The sequence below is a fragment of the Bartonella sp. M0192 genome (assembly GCF_016102305.1).
GTDB lineage: Bacteria > Pseudomonadota > Alphaproteobacteria > Rhizobiales > Rhizobiaceae > Bartonella > Bartonella apihabitans.
This window is the reverse complement of the sequence record NZ_JACFOU010000001.1, coordinates 824,228-847,951: the sequence shown is the minus strand read 5'-3', so window position 1 is coordinate 847,951 and position 23,724 is coordinate 824,228. Positions and strand designations below refer to the sequence as shown.

The following is a 23,724-nucleotide window of genomic DNA, read 5'->3' as shown; positions in this document are numbered from 1 at the left end:
GGTTTTCAATTGCTTTCAACAGAAAGCTTTGACAAAAACAGCTATAATTTTTTTGAAAGATCGGATTGTCTATTATGAGCACATTCAAACAACGTGTTTTTTCTGGAGTTCAAGCGACCGGAAATCTTCATCTGGGAAATTATCTCGGTGCGATCAAGCGTTGGGTTGAATTGCAAAAAGACTATGAATGTATCTATTGCGTTGTTGATATGCATGCGCTCACAGTCAACCCCGATCCGCATGATCTCATGCGTTCGACACGTGAAGTGACAGCAGCATTTCTGGCAGCCGGAATTGACCCGAAACGCCACATTGTGTTCAACCAGTCACGCGTTCATCAGCATGCCGAGCTTGCATGGATTTTCAATTGCGTTGCCCGCATCGGCTGGATGAACCGTATGACCCAGTTTAAAGACAAAGCGGGAAAAGATCGTGAAAATGCGTCTCTCGGCCTCTTTGCCTATCCCAGTTTGATGGCTGCCGACATTCTGGTTTATCGCGCCACAAAAGTCCCTGTCGGGGAAGACCAGAAACAGCACATCGAGCTTACCCGCGACATCGCACAAAAATTCAATAATGATTATTCCGAACGCATTGCCGAACTCGGCGTGGGTGTTGAAATGCAGGTCGGTGACGAGACCGTCAACGGTTTCTTTCCGCTCACTGAAGGTTTGATTGGCGGCTCCGCCACACGTGTCATGTCACTGCGTGACGGAACGAAAAAAATGTCGAAATCCGACCCATCCGATTTGTCGCGTATCAACCTCATCGACACGGCTGACGATATTTCCAAAAAAATCAAAAAAGCAAAAACCGATTCGGAGCCATTGCCTGACACTGTTGAGGGCCTGACCGACCGGCCGGAAGCCGATAACCTCGTAGGGATTTATGCCGCTCTTTCCGGTTGTGACAAAAAAGCTGTTATAGAAGAATTTGCCGGCAAACAGTTTTCCGAGTTCAAACCTGCACTTGCAGATTTGGCCGTCAGCAAATTGTCGCCGGTTACAGAAGAATTGCGTCGTCTCAATAACGAGCCTTCCTATATTGATCAGGTTTTAAGAGAAGGTGCGGAACGTGCGAGCGTTCTTGCCGAAGACACAATGAAACATGTCCGCGATATTGTGGGTTTCCTTCAAGGATGAGTTTAAAAACAATGATGATGAAGGTGCTTTAAATCAAAGCACCTTCATCTTGAAGTCCGCCGCCAAAAATAGTTTGCACAAAAAGCGAATTGCACTAAATTTGAAAATAGTGTCAATTTTCGATTGGAATATTGTGTGACGTTTTCTTTAAAAACCGAAAATAGAAAAACAGACAATAACAAGACTACCAAACCGGAGTTCCAAGATAAGCTTGAAGGCGAGCGTTCTCGCTTTATTGCCGAAATCGATTTTTTAAAAGACCTTGTCCAGCAGGCACCGGGCTTTGTCATAGTTTTGCTCAATCGGGATCATCGTTTTTATCTTGTCAACAATGCTTTTATGGAACTTGTCGGTAGCAGAGAATTAATCGGGCGTACCGTCGCGGAAGCCATGCCCGAAATTCCCCGACAAGGCTTCATTGCTCTTCTTGATCAGGTTTGGGAAACCAAAGAGCCGTTCCGTGGTGCAAGTGTCCCGCTTCTCATTGAACGACCGGGCAGCGAAGAGCCGGTTTTGCATTATGTCGATTTCATTCATCAACCGATCAAGAATAGCGATGGTGAGGTTATCGGTATCTATGTTCAGGGCATTGATATCACAGAACGCATCAACTTCGAAAACCAGTTACATATCCTTGCCGGCGAATCGGCCCACCGCGTTAAAAATATTTTGGCCATGGTCAATGCGGTGGTTTCCCAAACGCTCAAAAGCAGCTCCGATCTTGAAAGTGCGAGCGAAAAAGTGGGGGCAAGACTCAGAGCAATTGCCGAGGCGCAAAGCACTTTGAAAGAGGATAGCGGGAAAAAAAGCGACCTCAAGATACTTGTTGAAAATACTATGGCAGTTGCCATGGAAACTTATGGCAATATCAAAATCAATGGCCCCAAGGTCAATGTATCGGAAAAGGCGGCGCTGGCGCTTGCTTTAACGCTTCACGAGCTTATGACCAATGCAATCAAATACGGAGCGCTTTCGGTTGCCTCCGGTCATGTTTCGGTAAACTGGTCTCTCTCGAAAGAAGGAATTATCAACCTGATATGGAGTGAAAGCAACGGACCGGAAATTTCCTCCCATCATAAAAAGGGGTTCGGTTCAACGCTGATTGAACGGAGTTTGAGCTATAATCCGCATAATGACGTGAAAATTGATTATGCGCCTGAGGGGCTGATATGCCATATTCAGCTTGCTCCCGATGATGCTGCCAGCAGGTGAACAGAAATGTTATCAAAACGATTAAGTCGCCAATACGGTCATAAGCGAAAATTTCTGGCAATTATTGATGAGACACCGGAATGCCGCCGTGCTGTCGCCTATGCATCAAGGCGGGCAAAAAACACCGGCGGAAGATTGATCCTGCTTTATGTGATCGACAGTTCGGAATTCCAGCATTTCCTTGGTGTCGGTGATATTATGCGCGCTGAATCCCATGAGCAGGCGCGCCAGACCTTATCGGCGATTTCTGCAGAGGTAAGGGAAAATCTCGGAATAGAGACGGAAACCAAAATTTGCGAGGGGCAAAAGGCTGCTGAAATCGTAAAGCTTATTGAAAGTGATCAGGATATTGCGGTTCTTGTGCTTGCCGCCGGCTCGGGTGCTGAAGGACCAGGGCCTCTTGTGCAGTCCATTGCGGCAAAAGGAAGCGCGTTTCCCATTCCTGTTACAATTATTCCCGATGGTTTGAGTGCGGAAGACATCGATTCCGTCGCCTGACCAGCTTTTCTTTCCCGTTTAAAACAAAACCTTTCGAAAAAAGAAGCTCTTCACCGCAATATCATTTTGAAGGCGCGACTTGCCTCTTGAATTTTTGTTCCTTAAAGCAGCATATAAAAGGTAATTGAATAATGCACCTTGCATGCCTTGACCATGAAAAGGAAATTATATGTTCATCCAGACAGAAACCACGCCCAATCCCGCAACACTAAAATTCCTGCCGGGTCGGGTTGTATTGGAAGAAGGCGTTGCCGAATTCCGTGACAAAGAAGACGCATCCGAACGTTCGCCTCTTGCTTCCAAACTTTTCGCTATTCCCGGTGTTACCGGTGTTTTCTTCGGCTATGATTTCATCACAGTCACAAAAGACAACACAGAATGGCAGCATCTGAAACCTGCAATATTGGGAACTATTATGGAACATTTCATGTCCAATAGTCCGATAATGGCAGCGCATGTCAATGATGTGCCCGACGTACCGGTCGGGGAAGAATTTTTCTCGGAAGAAGATAAAGATCTCGTCGACACAATCAAGGAGCTTATCGAAACACGGGTTCGTCCTGCTGTGGCCAATGATGGTGGTGATATCACGTTCCGCGGTTTCGAGCACGGTGTTGTCTATTTGAACATGCGTGGTTCTTGCTCGGGGTGTCCGGCTTCAACAGCAACCCTCAAACATGGAATCGAAAATCTTTTGCGTCATTTCGTTCCGGAAGTTGCAGGCGTTGAGGAATATCCCACGTGACGGATCCCGAATAGAGCGAATCCTGACTGTGGAAACTTAAAAATGTAACAATCCGAGTAACTATGCTTGTGAATAATTCATTCTTTTTTAACCTTTTGCACAAGGACAGGATGAATCTTGTTACGATCGTTATTCTCGTCATTTGAGTGGCTATTCCGATTATTGGCGTTAAAGTAAGTTTCCTTTTTAAATTTGCGATAAGACATCCAAACGTTAGAAAAATATCTCTAGCCTTATGTGTTTAACCCATTGAAGCTTATACATTTGTTTGAATTTTTGCTCCTTTAGACAAACTCGATCGGGCCGCATTTTTTAAGCGCTGTCCGATCTCTTTTCATCAATGTTCCACAACATGCGGCTTTTTGCGCGCGTCTTTTTGCGTTGAAGGAACAAAGTTCCTAGAAGCCTATTCACTAAAAAATTAAAACCAGCTTCTTGACATTATAGGGGGCAATTTTTATCTGTTCTCATGAGTTAGCACTCGGACATCGAGAGTGCTAATCGAGGAAATACCTCAACGAAATCGAGTTTAATTAAAGTTAAACATTTTAAGGGTTCAAGACATGGCAAAAACCAAATTCCGCCCATTACACGATCGCGTAGTCGTTCGTCGGGTTGAATCAGAAGAAAAAACCGCAGGTGGGATCATCATCCCAGATACAGCCAAAGAAAAGCCACAGGAAGGCGAAGTTCTCGCTGTAGGTCCGGGTGCACGTGATGAAAGCGGCAAGCTCGTTGCTCTTGACGTTAAAGCAGGCGACCGCGTTCTCTTTGGCAAATGGTCAGGAACGGAAGTCAAGCTTGATGGCGAAGACGTTCTGATTATGAAAGAATCCGACATTATGGGTATTCTCGGCTGATAGCCATTTTCCCATAAATTTTAAAAACAATTCCGGGATAATTCCCAAGGAGATATATTAAATGGCTGCAAAAGAAGTCAAATTTGGCCGCGATGCGCGTGAACGTATGTTGCGTGGCGTCGATATTCTCGCCAATGCCGTGAAAGTAACACTTGGTCCTAAAGGCCGTAATGTTGTCATCGACAAGTCTTTCGGTGCTCCACGAATTACCAAAGACGGTGTTTCGGTTGCGAAAGAAATCGAACTTGAAGACAAGTTTGAAAATATGGGCGCACAGATGTTGCGCGAAGTTGCTTCCAAAACCAACGATATTGCCGGTGACGGTACCACAACAGCAACTGTTCTGGGTCAGGCAATTGTTCAGGAAGGCGCAAAAGCTGTTGCTGCCGGCATGAACCCGATGGATTTGAAGCGCGGTATCGATGCTGCTGTTAATGAAGTTGTCGAAAATCTTCTGAAAAAAGCAAAGAAAATCAAAACTTCAGCCGAAGTTGCACAGGTTGGTACCATTTCAGCAAATGGCGAAACCGAAATCGGTAAAATGATTTCCGAAGCCATGCAGAAAGTCGGCAATGAAGGCGTTATCACAGTCGAAGAAGCAAAGACTGCCGATACAGAGCTTGAAGTTGTTGAAGGTATGCAGTTCGACCGCGGTTACCTTTCACCTTACTTTGTAACCAATACAGAAAAGATGATTGCCGATCTTGATGACCCTTACATCCTGATCCACGAAAAGAAACTTTCAAACTTGCAGGCTCTGCTTCCGGTTCTTGAAGCTGTTGTCCAGTCAAGCAAGCCTTTGCTTATCATTGCCGAGGATGTTGAAGGTGAAGCTTTGGCAACTCTCGTTGTCAACAAGTTGCGCGGCGGCTTGAAAATTGCTGCTGTCAAGGCTCCGGGCTTTGGTGATCGTCGTAAGGCAATGTTGGAAGATATCGCCATTCTGACATCCGGTCAGGTTATTTCCGACGATCTCGGCATCAAGCTTGAGAATGTCACACTCGACATGCTCGGTCGTGCAAAGAAAGTTACCGTTTCGAAAGAAAACACAACGATTGTTGACGGTGCTGGCAAGAAGCCTGAAATCAATGCACGTGTTAACCAGATCAAGGCCCAGATCGAAGAAACAACTTCCGATTATGACCGTGAAAAACTTCAGGAACGTCTTGCAAAATTGGCAGGCGGTGTTGCTGTTATCCGCGTTGGCGGTGCAACAGAAGTTGAAGTTAAAGAGAAAAAAGACCGCGTTGACGATGCTTTGAATGCAACACGTGCCGCTGTTGAAGAAGGCATTGTTGCCGGTGGTGGTACTGCACTCCTGCGCGCAGCAGCCGACATCAAGGTTAAAGGGACCAATTCCGATCAGGAAGCCGGTATCAATATTGTTCGTCGCGCTTTGCAGGCTCCTGCCCGTCAAATTGCTACCAACGCTGGAGATGAAGCTTCTATCGTTGTTGGTAAAATTCTTGAAAACAAGAGCGATACATTCGGCTACAACACAGCCAATGGCCAATATGGCGATTTGATTGCTCTGGGCATTGTTGACCCTGTCAAGGTTGTCCGTTCTGCTCTGCAAAACGCTGCTTCCGTTGCCGGATTGTTGATCACAACTGAAGCCATGATTGCAGAATTGCCGAAGAAAGAGGCTCCAATGCCTGCAATGCCGGGCGGCGGCATGGGCGGCATGGACTTCTAATAAAGTCCTAGACAACATTAATGAACGGGCCTTCGGGCCCGTTTTTATTTTAAATCATAATAAAACGCGCGAATAACAAATTCGCCATTATTCTATCAGGGGCTAATTTTTCAGCTTATCGCGATTTTAAAACGCGACCAAACAATTCATCCGATACGGATATTAAACAAGCCAAGATATTCGACAAGCTGATTTTCAAATTGTTCTTTTAGACGGAGATGGTTCCCGTCCATTTATCTTCCCCTCTAAAAATCCGTTTTTATCTCGATAATTTGTTTTAGCGGCGGTTTTTGCCATCGGAAGTCAAAATATCGGAAAAAATCCGCCGGATTTTAACAATCCCGTTATGGTCATCTATGTTTTATTCTAAACTTCGTTTTTTCCTCACCAAAATATGTTTAAAAACACGTTCAAGAAATAGATCTGATCCTGTTTAAGGCCTTTTCTCATTGGCTCTCTTGGTCTATCGTCTCCTCAACCACAGAGGAGTTTTATCATGGTAAAGACCCGCACAGAAACGGATACATTCGGTCCGATCGAGGTTCCTGCTGACCATTATTGGGGGGCACAAACAGAACGCTCTTTGCACAATTTCAAAATCGGCGGCGAAAGGCAGCCTCTCCCGCTCATTCACGCCTTGGGGCTTATCAAAAAAGCCGCAGCTACGGCCAATATGAAAGCTAAAAAGCTTTCGCCAGAGTTGGGAAAAGCAATTATTGCAGCAGCCGATGAAGTCATTGACGGCAAACTCGACGACAACTTTCCACTCGTCGTCTGGCAGACCGGTTCGGGTACGCAAACCAATATGAATGTCAATGAAGTCATTGCCAACCGTGCTATCGAGATGCTCGGCGGAGAAATGGGATCGAAAAAGCCTGTTCACCCCAATGACCACGTCAATATGAGCCAGTCATCAAACGACTCATTTCCGACAGCCATTCATATCTCGACAGCTTTAGAGACCATCAATAAACTTTTTCCGGCAATCGACCATCTTACGATCGCGTTGAAGGATAAGGAAAAAGAATTTTCCAAAATTATCAAAATCGGTCGCACCCACACACAGGATGCCACCCCGATTACGCTGGGACAGGAATTTTCAGGTTACCGTGCAGCGCTCGAACATAATAGAAAACGCATTGAAGCGGCACTGCAAGACGTTCTCAAACTTGCACAAGGTGGTACGGCAGTCGGTACCGGTTTGAATGCTCCAATCGGTTTCGACAAGGATTTCGTCGAAGCTGTGACCGACATTACAGGTGTTGCATTCGAAACGGCCGATAACAAATTCGAAGCTCTGGCAAGCCACGGCGCAATTACCAATTTCCACGGCAGTCTCAACGCCTTGGCGACCGATCTCTTCAAAATTGCCAATGACATCCGCCTTTTGGGCTCCGGCCCGCGCTGCGGACTTGGCGAATTGAGCTTACCGGAAAACGAACCCGGTTCTTCGATTATGCCGGGCAAAGTCAACCCGACCCAGTGCGAAGCGATGACTATGGTTGCTTGTCAGGTTTTTGGCAATGAAACCACGGTTACAGTTGCGGCAAGTCAGGGACATTTCGAGCTCAATGTCTATAAACCGGTTATCGCATTCAATGTTTTGCAATCCATCAAGATTTTGTCGGAATGCATGGTTTCTTTCGCAGATAATTGCGTCAAAGGCATCAAGGCCAATGAAGCACGCATCCATGATCTTCTCGAAAAATCCTTGATGCTGGTAACTGCACTTGCACCTGCAATCGGATATGACAAAGCTGCAAAAATTGCGAAAACTGCTCATAAAAACGGTACAACACTGCGCGAAGAAGCTTTAAAGGCCGGTGTATCCGAGGCTGATTATAATCGTCTGGTCAAACCGGAAAATATGATCCATCCGAAATGAACCAGGCTGGTTTGATTTTGTTTAACCGGAACCGTGCAGGATTTTTCCCGCACGGTTTTTTCATAAAATATACATCATGCCGGATCAAGCAACATTGAAGGCAGGTTCATTTGTTACTTTTTAAGTATAAATGCCTCAATCTTTGAAGATAGTATCTTTTCTCGAAGTCAATAGCGTTTCAAGAAACGAAATGCAGAAAAAATGCGCCATAGAAACTGAGGACTTCCTGTTTCTGGCAGTCTATTGATTCCTTCAACAGCAAAAATTCTTGTAAACCTTAAGCCTAACTCTTAGCAACGTGATTATTGAAGAGAGACCGCTTATGTTTACTTCCTAGTGTTCCTCAAACTTTTGATAGATCTCTGCTTCTACTCCTTTGGGATCACGATTGGCACGCTCGGCCTGCTTCGAATCAAACTCGCCACATATTTTAGCCGTGACGATCGCCGCTACACAGTTGCCTGTTACGTTACATGCGGCAACAGCCATGGACATGAACCGATAGACACCAAAAACGAGTGCCAAACCTTCAATGGGCAAAAAGCCCGAGGCCGTCACTGTGGCTGCAAAAACAACAAACGTTCCGCCTGACACGGTTGCTGCACCTTTGGAGGTGAGAAGCATAATGGCCATTAAACCTGCCAATTGTTCCCATGTCATGGGTGCATGATAAAGGTGGCTGATAAAGACAACACCCATGCTCATAAAGATGGATGTGCCATCAAGATTAAAGGCATATCCCGTAGGCATGACCAAACCGACAGTTTGTTTCGACGCCCCATAGCCAGGTAATTTTTCCAGAAATTTTGGCAAGACACTCTCTGATGAGGCTGTTCCCAGAACCACAATCAATTCATCTTTGATATAGCGCAATAGGCCGAAGAGGTTGATCTTGAACAGCGCGCAAATAGAGCCCATAACAATGATGACAAAGGCTATTATTGCAAGATAGAAAGCAATGACCAACCAAGCCAAAGCAATCAGAATATCCGTACCATTCGCCCCCACGGCATAGGCGACGGCACCGAAGGTTCCGACGGGGGCTAACCGCATAATCAGATGGATAAACTCGAAAAATGCATCGGAGATTGCCGCTAGACCACGCTCGATAGGTGCCCGTTTTTCTTCCCTGAGGGATAGCAATGCCGCACCAAAAATGATCGAGATGACGAGCACTTGCAATAGCTCGCCTTGCGCAAAAGCTCCCACAAAATTTTCAGGAAATATGTTCAGGAAAAAATGCATGAATCCGGTATGGGATTGTGCAGCCTTTTGGGCTGCTGCCAATGCAGCTTTCGTCGCAGTTTCTGAAGCCGTGATTTCACCAACACCGAGGCCGACACCCGAAAGATAAGCACAGGCCAAACCAAATACGATGGCGATGGTTGAAACGATTTCAAAATAGATCAACGCCGTCAAACCGACTTTCCCCACCCTTTTGAAATCTCCCGCAGAAGCAATGCCCGCAACAATGGTCAAAAATACCAGCGGCGCAACAGCGGTCTTGATGAGACGCAGGAAAATATCGCCAAGTATTTTGAGTGAAACAGCCCATTCCGGAAAAATGAAACCTGCCACAGCTCCGAGAACCATGGCAACAATGACTTGAAAGCCCAAGCCTGTCCACAATGGCTTTTTGCTTTTATGGAGTACAATTGTACTCATATCCTCAACCATGAAACATATCTCCTCCGATATGTGTGTAAATTACGAATAACGATTTAGAAAACGTCTTGAGGTATCGGCATTTGCCCCTGATAGCATTTCCAACAAAAGCTCAATCGGCTTTTTTCGAAGAATACTGTCAGGTGATGAAACCGGTACCAATTATCAGCTCATATCAAGCGGGGTTTCTCACAAGCGTTTCTAAAAAGTGTGAAACGGATTGCAGATCGAAACCGCGTAAAACAAACAATGAGAGCAAAACCATAATTTGATGTGAAATGATCTGATCTAGATTTTTTTAAGCTTCAGCAGCCGGTCAACCATTTCGCCGCTCAGTCCCAAATAATTCTTTGGATCACAGGCCTGTTCGATAACGGCTGCACCACCGATATCTGCGACAAGCTTCTTATTCTCTTTTAAGACATCCACCAAATGGCGCCTTTCCTCTATCGCCACCCGACAGGCATCATAGACGACATCATGGGCCTTCTGCCTGCCAATCTTGGGGGCAAGCGCCATCATCACCGCTTCACCGACAATCAGGCCATGCGTACGATAAAGGTTTTCATGCATGCGTTCGTCATGCACAACAAGGCCATTGAGCATATAATGGGCTTGGGCGAGCGCTGAAGAAGACAAAATGAAACTTTCCGGCAACGAAATCCATTCCAAATGCCAAGGGCCTGTCGCGCGTTCAAAATCCTGAATCATACCGTCAAGCCCGGCCGCAACATGCTGGCGCACAGATTTGGCCACGGCAAGCATCAACTCGCATGCAATGGGGTTGCGCTTTTGCGGCATAGTTGAAGAGGCGCCGCGACCACGTACAAACGGTTCCGATAATTCTCCAAATTCGGTCGACGTCATCAACATGACGTCAGTAGCAATTTTAGCAAGCGAACCGGTGATCAGACCTAAAAACGTCAGTGTTTCGGCAATACCGTCACGGGCAACATGCCAAGTCATCTCCGGCTGAGCCAAACCGAGCTCATGGCAAAATTCCGCCTGAATTTTGAAACCATCCTTGCCAACTGATGCAAGTGTACCGGCAGCTCCGGCAAATTCCCCGAACAGGACACGTTTTTTTAATTGCTGCAAACGCTCCAGATGACGGTAAAACGGACTAAGCCAAACAGCAACCTTATAACCAAAGGTGATAGGCAAAGCCTGCTGCAAATGGGTACGTCCTGCCATCGGTGTATCACGATAGCGCAATGCCAGATTTTCTAAAACCTTGCAGATATTTGTCAGATCCGTTTCAACGATCTCCAGCGCATCACGAATCTGCAAAACATTGGCGGTATCCATAATGTCCTGAGTCGTTGCGCCCCAATGAACGTAGCCGCCGGCGGCGCCTGCCGCCTCGCTTAACTGATGAACCAAAGGCAAAATCGGATATCCGACAATGTCTGTTTCTTTGCGCAACCGTTCAAAATCTATCCGAATGGTTTTGGCCGCTACATCAATGGCCTTACCGGCTTCCGTCGGAATAATACCAAGCGTTGCCTGTGCCCGCGCCAAAGCGGCTTCAGCCTGCAAATAATAGCCGACGAGTTTTTCGTCGGAAAAAATTGTTCTCATAGACCCGGTACAGAACATGTCGCGAAACAAGATTGAATCAATAACGCTGCTTGCCATGGTTTCCTCCTCACTTTGTTCGTACAATATATATTGTTCGTACAATGTCAATTGAATCTATGCAATCTCCGGAATATTGTTACAAAGGTGTTAAGAACCTTCCGGAGCCTATCCGGTTCACGTCGGGCGTAAAATTGCTACAACGCTTTGTTTAATATAGATTATTATAGGATATGAGACGGTTACAGGATTGAGCCGGCGGAGCGATTATGCTGCTTATGTGCTTCAAACTCTTCGGAAATTGCACTATATCCAATGCATAGCTATAGACGCCAAAGGGGTTCTGCTTGAAACGATACGAGGAAATTCTCGAAAAGATCGTCGCCAGTATTCGTGAGGGCGTGTATCCTCTTGGTACGACTTTGCCGAGCGAACCTGAACTTGCAAAGAGAATGGGGGTTAGCAGATCCACTATACGTAATGCCTTGAGCGAGCTACAAAAACTTGGCCTCGTAACGCGCCGCCCTTCAACAGGAACCCGTGTAGAGGCCACCGATCCCAGACAGACGAATGCGGGATATGCCTACCGCATCGACTCGATCGAGGAACTTATTGCCTATGCATCAGCCATGCCACGCGAGATTTTAAAAATTGATGATGTCGTGGCAGACAATACGCTGGCAGACCTGATAGGCAGGCCCCCGGGCTCACGCTGGATTCACATTGCCCATTTACGGCGCACCAAAGAGGATCCACAAGCCACGCCGTTTTGCTGGACAGATGTTTATATTGACGGGCGATATAGCAAAATCATACGTGACAATTTACAAAATCACGATGGTGCACTATCCAACCTGATTGAAACCCACGCTGGACGCAGAGTGAGCGAGATTGAGCAGATCATCGAAGCCGATTTCATGCCTGAAAGCTTGACCGGTATATTCGGGGTAAAACCCAATTCTCCTGCTCTCAAGATACAGCGCCGTTATTATTTCACACCCAAAGAACTGATACAGTTTTCAGTCAGTTTTTATCCAGCCGGACGATATGCTTATACGTCGCGGCTGATTCACGATGTTGGACAACGCTAGGCTTTTATCATCACGTAATAACGGACGGCTTATCACGCTGAAGCCGTTTTTTGAGGTCAACAAGCTCGTCGGCGGCAACAATCAAGGCAGCAAGTGCTTCTTGTGTGTTGTCATCCTGCTTTAGCGGATCGGCAACATAATGTTCCATATAAACGCGAACCGTGGCGCCCGATGTTCCGGTCCCTGACAAACGATAGACGATACGTCCGCCGCCTTCAAAGAAAATACGGATTCCTTGATGCTCGCTGACCGAACCATCAATCGGATCATGATATGAAAAATCATCTGCCTTGGCAATCGTTAGCCCTGCAACGTCGGTTCCGGCAAGTTTTCCGAGACGTGAGCGCAAATCTTCCATAAGAGCTTTTGCCGCGGTCTGATCAACTTCCTCGTAATCATGACGTGTATAATATGAACGGCCGAATTGTTGCCAATGTTGTTCGACAATTTCACTTACACTTTTACCGGTTGCCGCAAGCAGATTGAGCCAGAACAATATTGCCCACAAACCGTCTTTTTCACGCACGTGATTGGAACCCGTGCCAAAGCTTTCCTCGCCGCAGAATGTTACCTTGCCGGCATCAAGCAAATTGCCGAAAAATTTCCAGCCTGTCGGTGTTTCATAAATGTTGAGACCGAGTTTTTTGGCCACATAATCGGCTGCAGCACTTGTCGGCATAGAGCGTGCAATGCCGGCAATACCATTGCGATAGCCTTTAACGAGCTTTGCATTGGCAGCGAGAATAGCAAGAGAATCGGATGGTGTGACAAACCGTTTCCAGCCGACAATCATATTACGGTCACCATCGCCATCGGATGCAGCTCCAAGATCAGGCCCGTCTTCAGACATCATCAATTCATAAAGATCATGGGCATGAACGAGATTGGGGTCGGGATGGCGCCCGCCGAAATCGGGAAGCGGTGTACCATTCACAACTGTTCCTTCCTTCATGCCCAGACGTTTCTCGAAAATTTCATGAGCATATGGACCGGTCACAGCATTCAATGCGTCAAAGCGGAATGTCAAACCGCCGGCAATTGCTTTGCGGATGAGGTCGAAATCGAACAATTCTCCCATCAGATTTGCATAATCGACAACCGGATCAATGACTTCGACAACCATTGAACCGACTTGCGTTTTTCCCAGTTTTGCAATGTCGATATCGCCACAATCTTCTATTTTATAAGACGTAATTTTTTTTGAAGATTCAAAAATTGCTTTTGTTACTTTTTCCGGTGCAGGACCGCCATTGGAAATATTGTATTTGATACCGAAATCGCCGGATGGACCGCCCGGATTATGACTTGCCGACAGAATAATGCCGCCGAAGGCCTTGTATTTGCGGATAAGATGGGAAGCGGCCGGTGTCGACAAAATGCCGTTCAAGCCAACTTTGATATGGCCGACTTTGTTGGCGGCAGCCATTTTTAAAATTTTCTGGATAACTTCTTTATTAAAAAAACGCCCGTCGCCTCCGAGAATAAAAAGTTTCCCGGAAACATCACCAACGCTATTGAAAATAGATTGGATGAAATTTTCGACGTAATTCGGCTTTTGGAAAACTTTCACCTTCTTCCGCAATCCGGAAGTTCCAGGATTTTGATCATCGAAGGCAGTCGTAGAAATTGTCAAAATCGCCATATTCATCACCATATGTTCTTTACTGTGATCAATTTAAAGCGATTAACCAAAAATATCGAGTATAAAATTATCAATCTTTCGGGGGCGAGCTTGCAAGTTAACGGCCGATCTCTTACCTTTCTTATGTGAATTCCGGCTCACACTGCCTGCCTTATCGGACAGGCCGAAGGATATAAAAATACAGGAGCAAATTAATGATCGGACAAAAAGTTCCAAATGTAACATTTCATACGCGTGTACGTGATGAATCTATTGGGGGTTCAAACCCGTTCCGTTGGCAAGATGTCAACACAGACGAATATTTCAAGGGCAAGCGCGTAGTATTGTTCTCCTTGCCGGGCGCATTTACCCCAACATGCTCGACTTATCAGTTGCCGGATTTTGAAAAACTTTATCCGGAATTCAAAAAGCTTGGCATTGACGAAGTTTACTGCCTTGCTGTCAATGATGCCTTCGTTATGAATGCTTGGGGCAGACACAACAAATTGCAGCACATCAAGCTTATTCCTGATGGCAATGGCGAATTCACTCGTAAAATGGGTATGCTCGTCAACAAATCCAACTTGGGTTTCGGCATGCGTTCATGGCGTTATGCTGCTGTTGTCAAAGATGGTGTTGTTGAAAAATGGTTTGAGGAAAAAGGTTTCTCGGATAACTGCGAGACTGATCCTTATGGTGAATCTTCACCACAGAACATTTTGAAAGTCCTCAAGGGCGAAAAGTAATATCAATCAAGGCTCCTGCATATCTTGGCAGGAGCCTTTTTTATTCAAGAGGTCTATATGGGTATTTCGTTCAATCTTGACGCACAAACATTGACAGCTTTGCAAAATTTCCTGCGTGATAATCATAAGATTAAAAGCGAAGCTGAAGCTGTCGAGCTTTTTTTAAAAAAATCGCTTCAGGAATTGGGCTATTTGGGTCGAGAACCGGGTGTAGGGACGAGTCCGGACCGTTTAAACTCCAGCAATGACGACTAATCTCAAAGCCGATAATTCTGATCCGGCTTCAATGGAAAAACGCCGCATTAGATCGCGTTTTTTTGTTTTGCTGGTTGCAGCTGTCATCCTTGTGATATTACTTGTCTTCATGACATTTATATTTTTCGATATGGCAGGCATCGACGCGCTGGATGCTATCGTTTGATTAAAAAAAACAAGTTTCCGCAATCAATCTCGTTCAAATTTCAGTTTTGAGCGGGAACAATTTTGCCCAATTTTTTGATAACTTCTTGAACTTCCGTCTTCTCGCGGCTTCTCAATGCCGAAACGAGCGATGCCTGTGACTTCAATATAACCCCGTCTTCCAATATCTTGAGCTTATTTGCCCTGAGCGTTTCTCCGGTAGAGGTTATATCGACAATCATATCAGCCGAACCGGCCGCCGGTGCCCCTTCAGTTGCCCCGAGGCTTTCGACAATGCGATAGACCTGTATTCCGTGTTTTTGTGAAAAAAACTGCTGTGTCAAACGCCAGAATTTTGTTGCAATACGAAGCCGCCTTCCATGCCGTTGACGAAATTCGGCCGCAACGTCATCAAGGTCGGCCATTGTTACAACATCATGCCAGACATCAGGAACAGCAACCACCACATCGGCAAAGCCGAAACCGAGCGGAACTTCAACTTTTACTTTTGTTTCCGGATGAGCCAGTGTTTCGTTTATCAAATCTTGCCCTGTAACCCCGAGATCAACATTCCCGTAGCCAAGTTCGCGGGCAATCTCCGAAGCCGATAGAAAAAGAATATCGATATTCTTGTCATTGGCAACAGCCGCCCGATAGTTACGGTTATTATCGGCAAGAACGATCTCATAACCGGCGGCTTTCAAGGTTTCCAATGTCTTATCTTTAAGACGGCCTTTAGAGGGAAGTGCAAGTGTAATTGTCATAACTATTTCCCTTGCCCCTTTTGAAACCCGATTGTGCTTTTTTCATCTTTCATGAGCCTGTCAAGCCAAACCGAAAAACCGACAGCCGGTATCGGCCGATCGGCGCCCAGCATTGTCATCAAACGATTATAACGTCCACCACCGATGACGACATCACCACTACTCTTACGAATTTCAAAAACAAAACCGGTATAATAGTCAAGCGGGCGGCCGAAAGCTGCGTCATATTCAACAGCTTCAAGCTTGATCCCTTTATTTAAAAAAGCGCGATTTCTTGCCTTGAACGGCATCAGAAACTGATCGCTCACCAATTCATATTTTTTCCCGAAATCGAAAAGTGCATCTTCCGCGTCATCAAGGGGCAAGCGAATTGCCAAAAATTCTTCCAAAGCTTCGAGAACCGGTTTTGTAAGTTTTACTGAAGATAAAAGCTGTTTTTCCAACAGCCTTCTTGCAATTTCTGTCGGACTGCGTCCTGCAGACGGGGAAATGCCCGCATCAAGCATTTCTTCCTCTATGTAATTTGTCAATTCCGACTCATCGTGTGCTTCGACCAATTTCATAAGATTGTCCGGCAAACTTTGTTCGCTTTTGGGTTCTGCCAGAATATGCAAAAGATCGCGTAATTGTTTGGCATTACCAAAACTGCGCAACAGCCTTTTTTGCCATGTCGGAACAAGCCCCAAGCCCTGAAGCACAGAAGCAAAAACATTCTGATCGCCCAGAAATATGGTATAGTCGATATTCGTCGATATATGCTCTAATAAGGCCGAAGCGTCATGAAGTGTGCGTGCATCGGCATTTGCTTCATCGACATCTCCCAAATCTTCAATGCCTGCCTGATAAAAGCCGTTTTCACCCGCGCGGCTCTGCCTGAAAACTTCGCCTATATAAGCATAGCGGCGTGGCGTTGTTGCACCTGTTTTAATATGCTCGATGCAGACAGGAATTGTAAATTCAGGCCGCAGGCACAGACTGTCACCATTTTCATTTTCGGTCATGAAAATGCGGCGGCGCAAATCTTCTCCTGCCATGTCCAAAAACGGTTCAGCCGGTTGCAAAATCGGAATTGAAACAATTTGTAAATGATTATTGCCAAAAAATTCTTTGATTGCATTGGCTGTTATTTCACATCCGGTCATGTTTTTCCCGCTCGACACTATTAATTTTGTTCTTGCGCGGCGAGAATTTCTTTAACCGCGTCAACCATTTTGTTTTCGTCTACAGTAATCTGTGCCGGACGGCTTTCACGCCACGTTTTATTATCTTCAATTTCAGCCGACAATCTTGCACCTTCAACAAGGTCCTTGATCTGAACCTGATTTTCTGCCCGTTCTTGCGAACCTTGAATAATAACGCAAGGGGCATGACGGCGATCGGCATATTTCATTTGCGCTTTCATGCCCGAACCACCAACATAAAGTTCGGAACGAATACCGGCATTACGAAGTTTTGCGACCATATTCTGATAGCGTTCAAGCGAGGTCCGGTCTTTATCCATTACCAACACAACAACCGGTCCTCTTTTTTCATCAAGGCCAAGTTTGCCAAGGTTTTTCAAGGCTGTCATCAATCTTGAAACACCAATTGAAAAACCGGTGGCCGGAACCGGTTCGCTGCGAAAACGCGATACCAACCCGTCATAACGCCCGCCGCCACCGACCGAACCGAAAACAACTTTTTGCCCGTCTTCATTGACAACATCGAATAACAATTCGACCTCGAAAACCGGTCCCGTATAATATTCAAGCCCGCGAACAACAGACGGGTCAATTTTTATCCGTCTTTCATAACCGGCGGCCGTAAAAAGTGCCAACATATCCTGAAGCTCGTCAACGCCTTCTTTGCCACGGTTACTTCCAGCAACCACCTTGGAGAGATTATCAAGGGTGGCTTGGCCATTTTCAGCACCGGCATTAATAAAGGAAAGAACTTTGGCAATTGCCTCATCCGAAAGCTCGGCTCCTTTGGTAAAATCACCACTTTCATCCAGCCGACCTTTGCCGAGAAGAAGTTTCACGCCCTCAGGACCGAACTTGTCAAGCTTATCAATGGCGCGAAGAACAGTGAGCCTTTTTTCTGCATTATTGTCGCCCTGAAGACCGACCAGCTCCAGCACTCCATCAAGAATTTTACGATTGTTTACACGAACGACATAATCACCCCGATCAATACCGAGCCGTTCCATTGTATCGGCTGCCATCATGCAAATTTCGGCATCGGCAGCAACAGTCGGCGTTCCCACAGTATCGGCATCAAATTGCATGAATTGACGGAAACGACCCGGCCCCGGCTTTTCGTTACGGAAGACCCAGCCGACACGATAACTGCGATAGGGTTTTGGTAGACTTTCAAAATTTTCAGCGAAATAGCGTGCAAGCGGCGCTGTCAGGTCATATCGCAATGACATCCACTGCTCATCATCATCCTGAATAGAAAAAACACCGGCATTCGGACGATCCTGATCGGGGAGGAATTTTCCCAATGCATCTGTATATTCGAAAATCGGCGTTTCAACGGCTTCAAATCCGTAAAGCTCGTAGACATTGCGGATAACCGACATCATCTTTTCTGCGGCATGGAGTTCCGCACTCGTGCGATCAACAAAACCACGAGGAACACGCGCTATCGTCTTTACCTGTCTATCTGCCATTTTATTCCTGCCGCTAAATTACTATGCAATTGAAGGATTGCTGGTTTGTAACCCATCCGACACAAAGCGGCAAGCCATGCGCGTCAAGCTCACAAAAGTTTATTTATATGAATGATTTCGGAAATTTCTTTTTTAAAAATTCAGGATACTCTTTTAATAGTAAATACCACCCTTCCGGATTTTACCTTGCCGAACAAATAAAAGAATTTATCCACACTTTCTTTCGTCGATTGTCGACTATCAAACAAGTAAACCATTTTGTTTGTCAAAAATAATTGCTATCAATTCTACTTAATTAAATTGATCATCTTACAGTCGAAAAATGTTGAATTACCGGATTTTATTACTTGTTTTTGTATCCATTTGTTCCGTGAGCTGCGCGGATACCAAGAAAAATGACATTAATAGCGATGAAGCTGTTAATTTCTTCCAGAATACGATTTCCCAAAAAGGTGCGGCCATTGCTGTCAGAGTCGTTTATGAAGGCCGGTTTTGCCAAAGCACAACAATACGCTTACGACAAATCGTTGGTGACAGGATTGACCAGAAAAATTATACAAATATTTATTCCGGTAGAGATAATTATACAATTGCCGGTTTACCCGACAAAGCGATTTCGCAAACCAAATGGTTTCTTGGCAAATCGGATAAATGGTTCCTCGGTAAAGTAACCTTTGACACGATTTCGGAAAAGCTCACCAATAAAACAATTGCGACAGCATTTTCTCCAATTGCTCCGGGCGATTATATATTGACAGGCCTTGAATGTAATATTGATGCAAATGCTCGTGTCTCGATGGGCGAAATCGGACACAATACCTTTTTCGCCGATTTATTTTCTCCCGAGAAGTTACCTGTGGCCGGTGCAAATTACATCCATATCGACAAAAACGAACTTGTTGATGCCGGTATTCTCGACATAAGACATCAATCCAGTCACAGCTTTCTGTTCGGCTCCAACACTGGAACGGCAGAAGGGAGCCCGACATCTGCCCGTTTTCAGGATTATTTGAATAGCCATTTTGCAGATCTTGCCAAAAAAATCAAATTTACCAGTTTTGAAGTTGAAAAAAGTCTGGCTTCAGCACCACAGGAAAATACCGAGAAAAAATAAGTCCGTTTTAATAAGGGAATTTGCTGTTTTCAAAAAGTCGGAACCACATATTTTAACGGCAAAAACAACCTTCGATATGGTCATTGACGATACCAATGGATTGCATGAAAGCATAACAGGTCGTGGGGCCAACAAAGCTCCATCCGCGTTTTTTCAAATCTTTTGAAAGGCGGATTGAAGCCGGCGTTGTCGGATTTAATTTAAGCGTTGCATAGTCGACATGTTCGAACTGTTCGGATTCGGGCGGTTGAAAAGACCAGAAATAATCGGCAAGGCTTCCCTTTTCTTCAACAAGTTTACGAGCGCATCTGGCATTGTTTACAACCGAACGGATTTTTCCGATATGACGGACGATACCCGGATTTTTCAATAGTTCATCTATTTTCTCTTCGTCATAAAAAGCAATTTTGTTAAAATCGAACCCGTCGAATGAATTGCGAAAATTTTCCCGTTTTCTCAATATTGTCAACCATGACAAACCGGCCTGAAATCCTTCCAGACAAATTTTCTCGAACAAATGATTGTCATCATAAACGGGTTTGCCCCATTCATGATCGTGATAGGCTAAATAGAGAGCATCCTCGCCTGCCCATGCACAACGGATTTTCCCGTCAGCACCAAGCATTAGCCCTTCTGCCAGAGCTTTCAAAAGAGATCTCCCTGATTGTCATCGTCAGTCGGATGGCGTTTTTGTTTTTTCGCCGGCTGGTGGGTTCTGCCGATTGCCGTTGCGTCAATCGTGTCATCAGAAAATCTGATTTTCAAAAACCCGTTTTCAGGAACTTCACGAGCATTTTTGACAAGCTTTCCTTCTGTATCAAGAACCAGTGCAAAACCGCGCTCGAGTGTTTTTTCATAAGAAACCGAGTTTAACAACCGCGCCGCCATATCGACTTTCTGGCGTTGTTTTTCAACAATGAGCACAAAAGCGTTCTGAAGGCGCATGAAATAAAACAAACCTGCTTCTTTGGCCTTATCCATAATGCTTTCGGCAAGTCGCGGGGTGAAACTCCTTGTCACCGACAAGAGCTTTTGTCTTTTGCTTATCGTTAATGCAATAAATGCCTGTTCCAGTCGCAAGGCCAAATGGTTTGTCTTTTGACGATTCTGATTGACAAGATTGATAACCAGATGCGGTGAAAGCCCGCGCGCCAACAGATTGAAAACCTGTCTTTTCTTTTCTGTATTGACCGAGAGAGAACGTTCCAATCTGCTTGCGGCTTCATCAAAACGGCGGCGCGGCAATGCAAGAAGCTGGTCTACAGAGGGAAGTGCACGCACTGCACTATAGAGCTTTTGCTTGCGGAAATCGAATTGGCGGGAAATTCCTCCCAATAATCTCGCATAAAGAGAAGCAACACTTGCCTCAAGTTCCGCTTTGACGGGAACTGCCATTTCTGCAGCGCCGGTTGGTGTCGGGGCACGTACATCCGCCGCGTAATCCACCAATGTCCAATCAGTCTCGTGGCCAACAGCAGAGATTACCGGAATGAGTGAAGAGGCAACGGCCCTTACAACAATTTCATCATTAAAGCCCCATAAATCTTCAAGACTGCCCCCACCGCGTGCAACAATAATAAGATCAGGCTTCGGAATCGGGCCACCTGTTTTCAAAGCATTAAAGCCGGAAACTGCGGCTGCAACCTCGGCCCCGCAGGTCTCTCCCTGCACACGCACCGGCCAAACAATAATATGAAGGGGAAAGCGGTCGGAAATGCGATGGATAATATCGCGAATGACGGCGCCCGTCGGCGATGTTACAACACCGATGACCTTGGGCATAAAGGGCAATAATTGTTTGCTGGCAGCGTCAAATAGCCCTTCGGTAGCAAGTTTCTTTTTTCTTGCTTCCAGAAGTGCCATCAAGGCCCCTACGCCCGCTGGCTCCAGATTATCAATCACAATCTGGTATTTCGATGAACCGGGATAGGTTGTGAGTTTACCTGTCGCAATGACTTCCATTCCCTCTTCGGGAAGGAATTTGAGTTTGCCCATGACGCCGCGCCAGATAACCGCTTCAAGACGCGCTTTATCGTCTTTTAGTGCAAAATAGGCGTGGCCTGAAGCATGCGGGCCCCTGTAACCGGAAATTTCACCACGCACACGAACATGTCCGAACCGGTCCTCGACCGTACGCTTCAACGCACCCGATATTTCGGAAACCGTATATTCGACCGCATTGCTTGCAGCACTATTTTCAGCAAAAAAGTCACTCATATGCGCACATTATATCAATTCTTCCGGTTAATCCACTAGGCACAAATTCGGCTGACTTCAAGCCGTTTTAAAACCGCCACCATGCGATAAACGGGAACAATTATTTGTGTTTTTCGTTTAATTCTAATCAACTCAGGGAGTAAAAAATGGGAAAATTACCTGTAAATCATGAGCGTGCAAGTGACGTTGCAAAGGAAGTAACACCACCTTTGAAAGGCGGGAAACTTGAAAAGCAAGTGGAAAAAGAAAAGTCGACAAAAAACAAAAAGCGTTAAAAAACTTCGGCAAAGAGGTGTCACTGCATTTCTCGGGCAAAAGCTGCAATATTTGCAGAAAGTATCACTGCTTCTGTCTCCTTAGTCGCGGTTCAGATTCTTGCTACACTCCACTCTGCTGTTTGTCGTTTTATCCGGCTGCCTTTATTCGGCTGCCTTTATTCGGCTACTTTGAGTGACGAAAACGGTTTTGCCGGATAAAGTGCAAGTTGGATCACAATTTTGCATCAAGATTTGCGATGGTTTCGAAACACTATTTATAGCGATCGCCTCATCTGATATTCAAGAAAGATAGTCGTAAGAAAAGCCGGATTTGGATAATTTGCTCGTTTGAGGTTGGTTGTTATAGTCTTGAGGTTGAAAAAAACGCAGATTGAACTTTAGACCATTGAAACCTATTTAATGGTTTTGTTTTGCACCCTTGAAGGATAAAAAATGTCAAAGCCACTCAATTCATTTCTTGGAGATACTCCCGGACGCGTTGTTATAAAATTGCTGGTTTTTTCTATCCTGGTCGGCATCGTTATGACACTTCTTGGCTGGACGCCAATGGATGTTGTTTGGAAAATTGTGCATTTCTTTAACTCGCTTTGGTCAATGGGATTTGATGCATTCGAAAAACTGTTCAACGTGGTGATTGTGGGCGCTGCAATTGTGATCCCGATATTTATCATTATGCGCATCCTGAACCTGATCCGTTAATGGCTTCGGCTCTTGATCCATTTAACAACTGACCGCGTTTATATGAAAATAAGCCATTGTTTTGATTATATAATTATATATTTTCAGCAAAGGCCAAATTTGCAGTTTTTCTATATCAACGATATAAAAGCTAAAAATTTTATAGCTTGCCCAAGAAATTCCATAAAAGCTTAATAGTAACTTTAGCGAGTTTATAATTTTCGGTGCATTAATGCGAACGGTGTGGTGGCTAACTATTGTTTTTCATAGTCACGAATTTTAAAAGACCCGTTGTTTTTATGAACCTGTTAAATTGTTGGGTGATATTTTGCTGACACGTAGAAATTTTTTCGTCTTTTCCAGCGCTGTTATCATGAGTGCAACGGGGTTAATACCCGCTTTTGCTGATGATGAAGATCCGACGAAACTGATCAACGCTTTGCGATCTCAAAATGGACAAGGACCGCTTCAACCCGACAAACAATTGGAAAAAATGGCACAGGATCAAGCCAATTTAATGGCTGATGCCCAGAAAGTTGCCCATACGGTCAGCTTCGGTAATGATTTTGTAACGCGTTTGCGTAAATTCGGCATTCACGGTGCGGCAGGCGAAAATCTTTGTGCTGGCCGGTCGACTGTTGCAGCGGCTTATAATGTGTGGATGAATTCCCCCGGTCACAGAAGCAATATGCTTTATCCGAGTTTCCATTATTATGGTCTGGCAAAAGCAACGTCTCCAAAACGGCCGAATTACGTTTATTGGGCAATAGAATTCAAACGTTGAATAAAGAAAAGACCTATGGCATCGGGCTTCATAGGGCAACTTTTTGAATATATTTTCGAATGATATTCGTATTCAACGATCAGGATATCGTTGACGAT

The 23,724-nt window shown here is 45.3% G+C and carries 23 protein-coding genes; 15 read left to right on the top strand and 8 right to left on the bottom strand.

What is annotated here, in order from left to right:
* Positions 1-74: 74 nt before the first annotated feature.
* The 7 genes from trpS to fumC all read left to right on the top strand — a co-directional run bounded on the left by trpS (position 75) and on the right by fumC (position 8,038).
* Positions 75-1,142 (top strand): tryptophan--tRNA ligase, encoded by a 1,068-nt coding sequence (gene trpS, locus H3S82_RS03725; RefSeq protein ID WP_198232562.1) that lies wholly within the window; start codon positions 75-77, stop codon positions 1,140-1,142.
* A 135-nt stretch (positions 1,143-1,277) separates the two neighbouring features.
* Positions 1,278-2,354, top strand: a complete 1,077-nt coding sequence (locus H3S82_RS03720; protein ID WP_369458966.1) for an HWE histidine kinase domain-containing protein — start codon at positions 1,278-1,280, stop codon at positions 2,352-2,354.
* A gap of 6 nt (positions 2,355-2,360) precedes the next feature.
* Positions 2,361-2,852: a universal stress protein gene (locus tag H3S82_RS03715; protein ID WP_077970458.1), complete on the top strand. Its 492-nt coding sequence runs from the start codon at positions 2,361-2,363 to the stop codon at positions 2,850-2,852.
* A 169-nt stretch (positions 2,853-3,021) separates the two neighbouring features.
* Entirely contained in the window at positions 3,022-3,597 is a 576-nt protein-coding gene (locus H3S82_RS03710) for a NifU family protein (protein ID WP_198237116.1), read from the top strand.
* 563 nt (positions 3,598-4,160) lie between these two features.
* On the top strand, positions 4,161-4,457 hold the full coding sequence (groES, locus tag H3S82_RS03705; RefSeq protein ID WP_075870318.1) for a co-chaperone GroES: 297 nt from the start codon (positions 4,161-4,163) through the stop codon (positions 4,455-4,457).
* Between the two features lie 61 nt (positions 4,458-4,518).
* The gene (gene groL, locus H3S82_RS03700; RefSeq protein WP_198232564.1) at positions 4,519-6,153 is read left to right on the top strand and encodes a chaperonin GroEL; all 1,635 of its coding nucleotides are present in this window, start codon (positions 4,519-4,521) and stop codon (positions 6,151-6,153) included.
* A 496-nt stretch (positions 6,154-6,649) separates the two neighbouring features.
* A complete protein-coding gene (gene fumC / locus H3S82_RS03695) occupies positions 6,650-8,038 on the top strand; it encodes a class II fumarate hydratase (RefSeq protein WP_198232565.1) in 1,389 nt (462 codons plus the stop codon).
* Between the two features lie 333 nt (positions 8,039-8,371).
* Here fumC and H3S82_RS03690 read toward each other — a convergent pair whose 3' ends face one another.
* Positions 8,372-9,715, bottom strand: coding sequence for a cation:dicarboxylate symporter family transporter (locus tag H3S82_RS03690; protein WP_198232566.1), 1,344 nt, complete (start codon positions 9,713-9,715; stop codon positions 8,372-8,374).
* 276 nt (positions 9,716-9,991) lie between these two features.
* Positions 9,992-11,341 carry an adenylosuccinate lyase family protein gene (locus H3S82_RS03685; RefSeq protein ID WP_198232567.1) on the bottom strand — a complete coding sequence of 450 codons (1,350 nt, stop codon included), beginning with the start codon at positions 11,339-11,341 and terminating at the stop codon, positions 9,992-9,994.
* Between the two features lie 287 nt (positions 11,342-11,628).
* Here H3S82_RS03685 and H3S82_RS03680 point away from each other — a divergent pair, with 287 nt between their 5' ends.
* Entirely contained in the window at positions 11,629-12,372 is a 744-nt protein-coding gene (locus H3S82_RS03680) for a GntR family transcriptional regulator (RefSeq protein WP_198232568.1), read from the top strand.
* Positions 12,373-12,382: 10 nt separating this feature from the next.
* Here H3S82_RS03680 and H3S82_RS03675 read toward each other — a convergent pair whose 3' ends face one another.
* Positions 12,383-14,014, bottom strand: coding sequence for an alpha-D-glucose phosphate-specific phosphoglucomutase (locus H3S82_RS03675; RefSeq protein WP_198232569.1), 1,632 nt, complete (start codon positions 14,012-14,014; stop codon positions 12,383-12,385).
* A gap of 194 nt (positions 14,015-14,208) precedes the next feature.
* Here H3S82_RS03675 and H3S82_RS03670 point away from each other — a divergent pair, with 194 nt between their 5' ends.
* The 3 genes from H3S82_RS03670 to H3S82_RS03660 are packed head-to-tail and all read left to right on the top strand — an operon-like array spanning position 14,209 to position 15,160.
* Positions 14,209-14,739, top strand: a complete 531-nt coding sequence (locus tag H3S82_RS03670; protein WP_077970451.1) for a peroxiredoxin — start codon at positions 14,209-14,211, stop codon at positions 14,737-14,739.
* A gap of 57 nt (positions 14,740-14,796) precedes the next feature.
* Positions 14,797-14,994: a hypothetical protein gene (locus H3S82_RS03665; protein ID WP_198232570.1), complete on the top strand. Its 198-nt coding sequence runs from the start codon at positions 14,797-14,799 to the stop codon at positions 14,992-14,994.
* Complete coding sequence (locus H3S82_RS03660) at positions 14,984-15,160, top strand: hypothetical protein (RefSeq protein ID WP_188317759.1); 177 nt, start codon at positions 14,984-14,986, stop codon at positions 15,158-15,160. Before H3S82_RS03665 ends, H3S82_RS03660 begins: the two co-directional genes overlap by 11 nt.
* Positions 15,161-15,200: 40 nt before the next feature.
* Here H3S82_RS03660 and hisG read toward each other — a convergent pair whose 3' ends face one another.
* From hisG to hisS, 3 genes are read right to left on the bottom strand one after another with little or no spacing between them, the layout of a single operon-like run.
* Positions 15,201-15,902, bottom strand: a complete 702-nt coding sequence (gene hisG, locus H3S82_RS03655) for an ATP phosphoribosyltransferase (RefSeq protein ID WP_198232571.1) — start codon at positions 15,900-15,902, stop codon at positions 15,201-15,203.
* Between the two features lie 2 nt (positions 15,903-15,904).
* Positions 15,905-17,044, bottom strand: coding sequence for an ATP phosphoribosyltransferase regulatory subunit (locus H3S82_RS03650; protein ID WP_198232572.1), 1,140 nt, complete (start codon positions 17,042-17,044; stop codon positions 15,905-15,907).
* A 20-nt stretch (positions 17,045-17,064) separates the two neighbouring features.
* Positions 17,065-18,555, bottom strand: coding sequence for a histidine--tRNA ligase (gene hisS / locus H3S82_RS03645; RefSeq protein WP_198232573.1), 1,491 nt, complete (start codon positions 18,553-18,555; stop codon positions 17,065-17,067).
* 370 nt (positions 18,556-18,925) lie between these two features.
* On the opposite strand from hisS, the gene H3S82_RS03640 reads away from it, so the two are divergent.
* A complete protein-coding gene (locus tag H3S82_RS03640) occupies positions 18,926-19,669 on the top strand; it encodes a hypothetical protein (RefSeq protein ID WP_198232574.1) in 744 nt (247 codons plus the stop codon).
* Positions 19,670-19,721: 52 nt separating this feature from the next.
* On the opposite strand, the gene H3S82_RS03635 is transcribed toward H3S82_RS03640, so the two are convergent.
* Together H3S82_RS03635 and xseA are read right to left on the bottom strand one after the other, a co-directional pair.
* Complete coding sequence (locus H3S82_RS03635) at positions 19,722-20,294, bottom strand: DNA-3-methyladenine glycosylase I (RefSeq protein WP_198232583.1); 573 nt, start codon at positions 20,292-20,294, stop codon at positions 19,722-19,724.
* Between the two features lie 20 nt (positions 20,295-20,314).
* On the bottom strand, positions 20,315-21,886 hold the full coding sequence (gene xseA / locus H3S82_RS03630; RefSeq protein ID WP_198237115.1) for an exodeoxyribonuclease VII large subunit: 1,572 nt from the start codon (positions 21,884-21,886) through the stop codon (positions 20,315-20,317).
* Between the two features lie 146 nt (positions 21,887-22,032).
* Between xseA and H3S82_RS11280 the strand changes: the two genes are divergently transcribed.
* From H3S82_RS11280 to H3S82_RS03620, 3 genes are all read left to right on the top strand, one after another.
* Complete coding sequence (locus H3S82_RS11280) at positions 22,033-22,161, top strand: hypothetical protein (protein ID WP_255519332.1); 129 nt, start codon at positions 22,033-22,035, stop codon at positions 22,159-22,161.
* A 435-nt stretch (positions 22,162-22,596) separates the two neighbouring features.
* Complete coding sequence (locus tag H3S82_RS03625) at positions 22,597-22,863, top strand: DUF6460 domain-containing protein (protein ID WP_078039091.1); 267 nt, start codon at positions 22,597-22,599, stop codon at positions 22,861-22,863.
* A 307-nt stretch (positions 22,864-23,170) separates the two neighbouring features.
* Entirely contained in the window at positions 23,171-23,626 is a 456-nt protein-coding gene (locus H3S82_RS03620; RefSeq protein ID WP_198237114.1) for a CAP domain-containing protein, read from the top strand.
* The last annotated feature ends 98 nt before the right edge of the window (positions 23,627-23,724 follow it).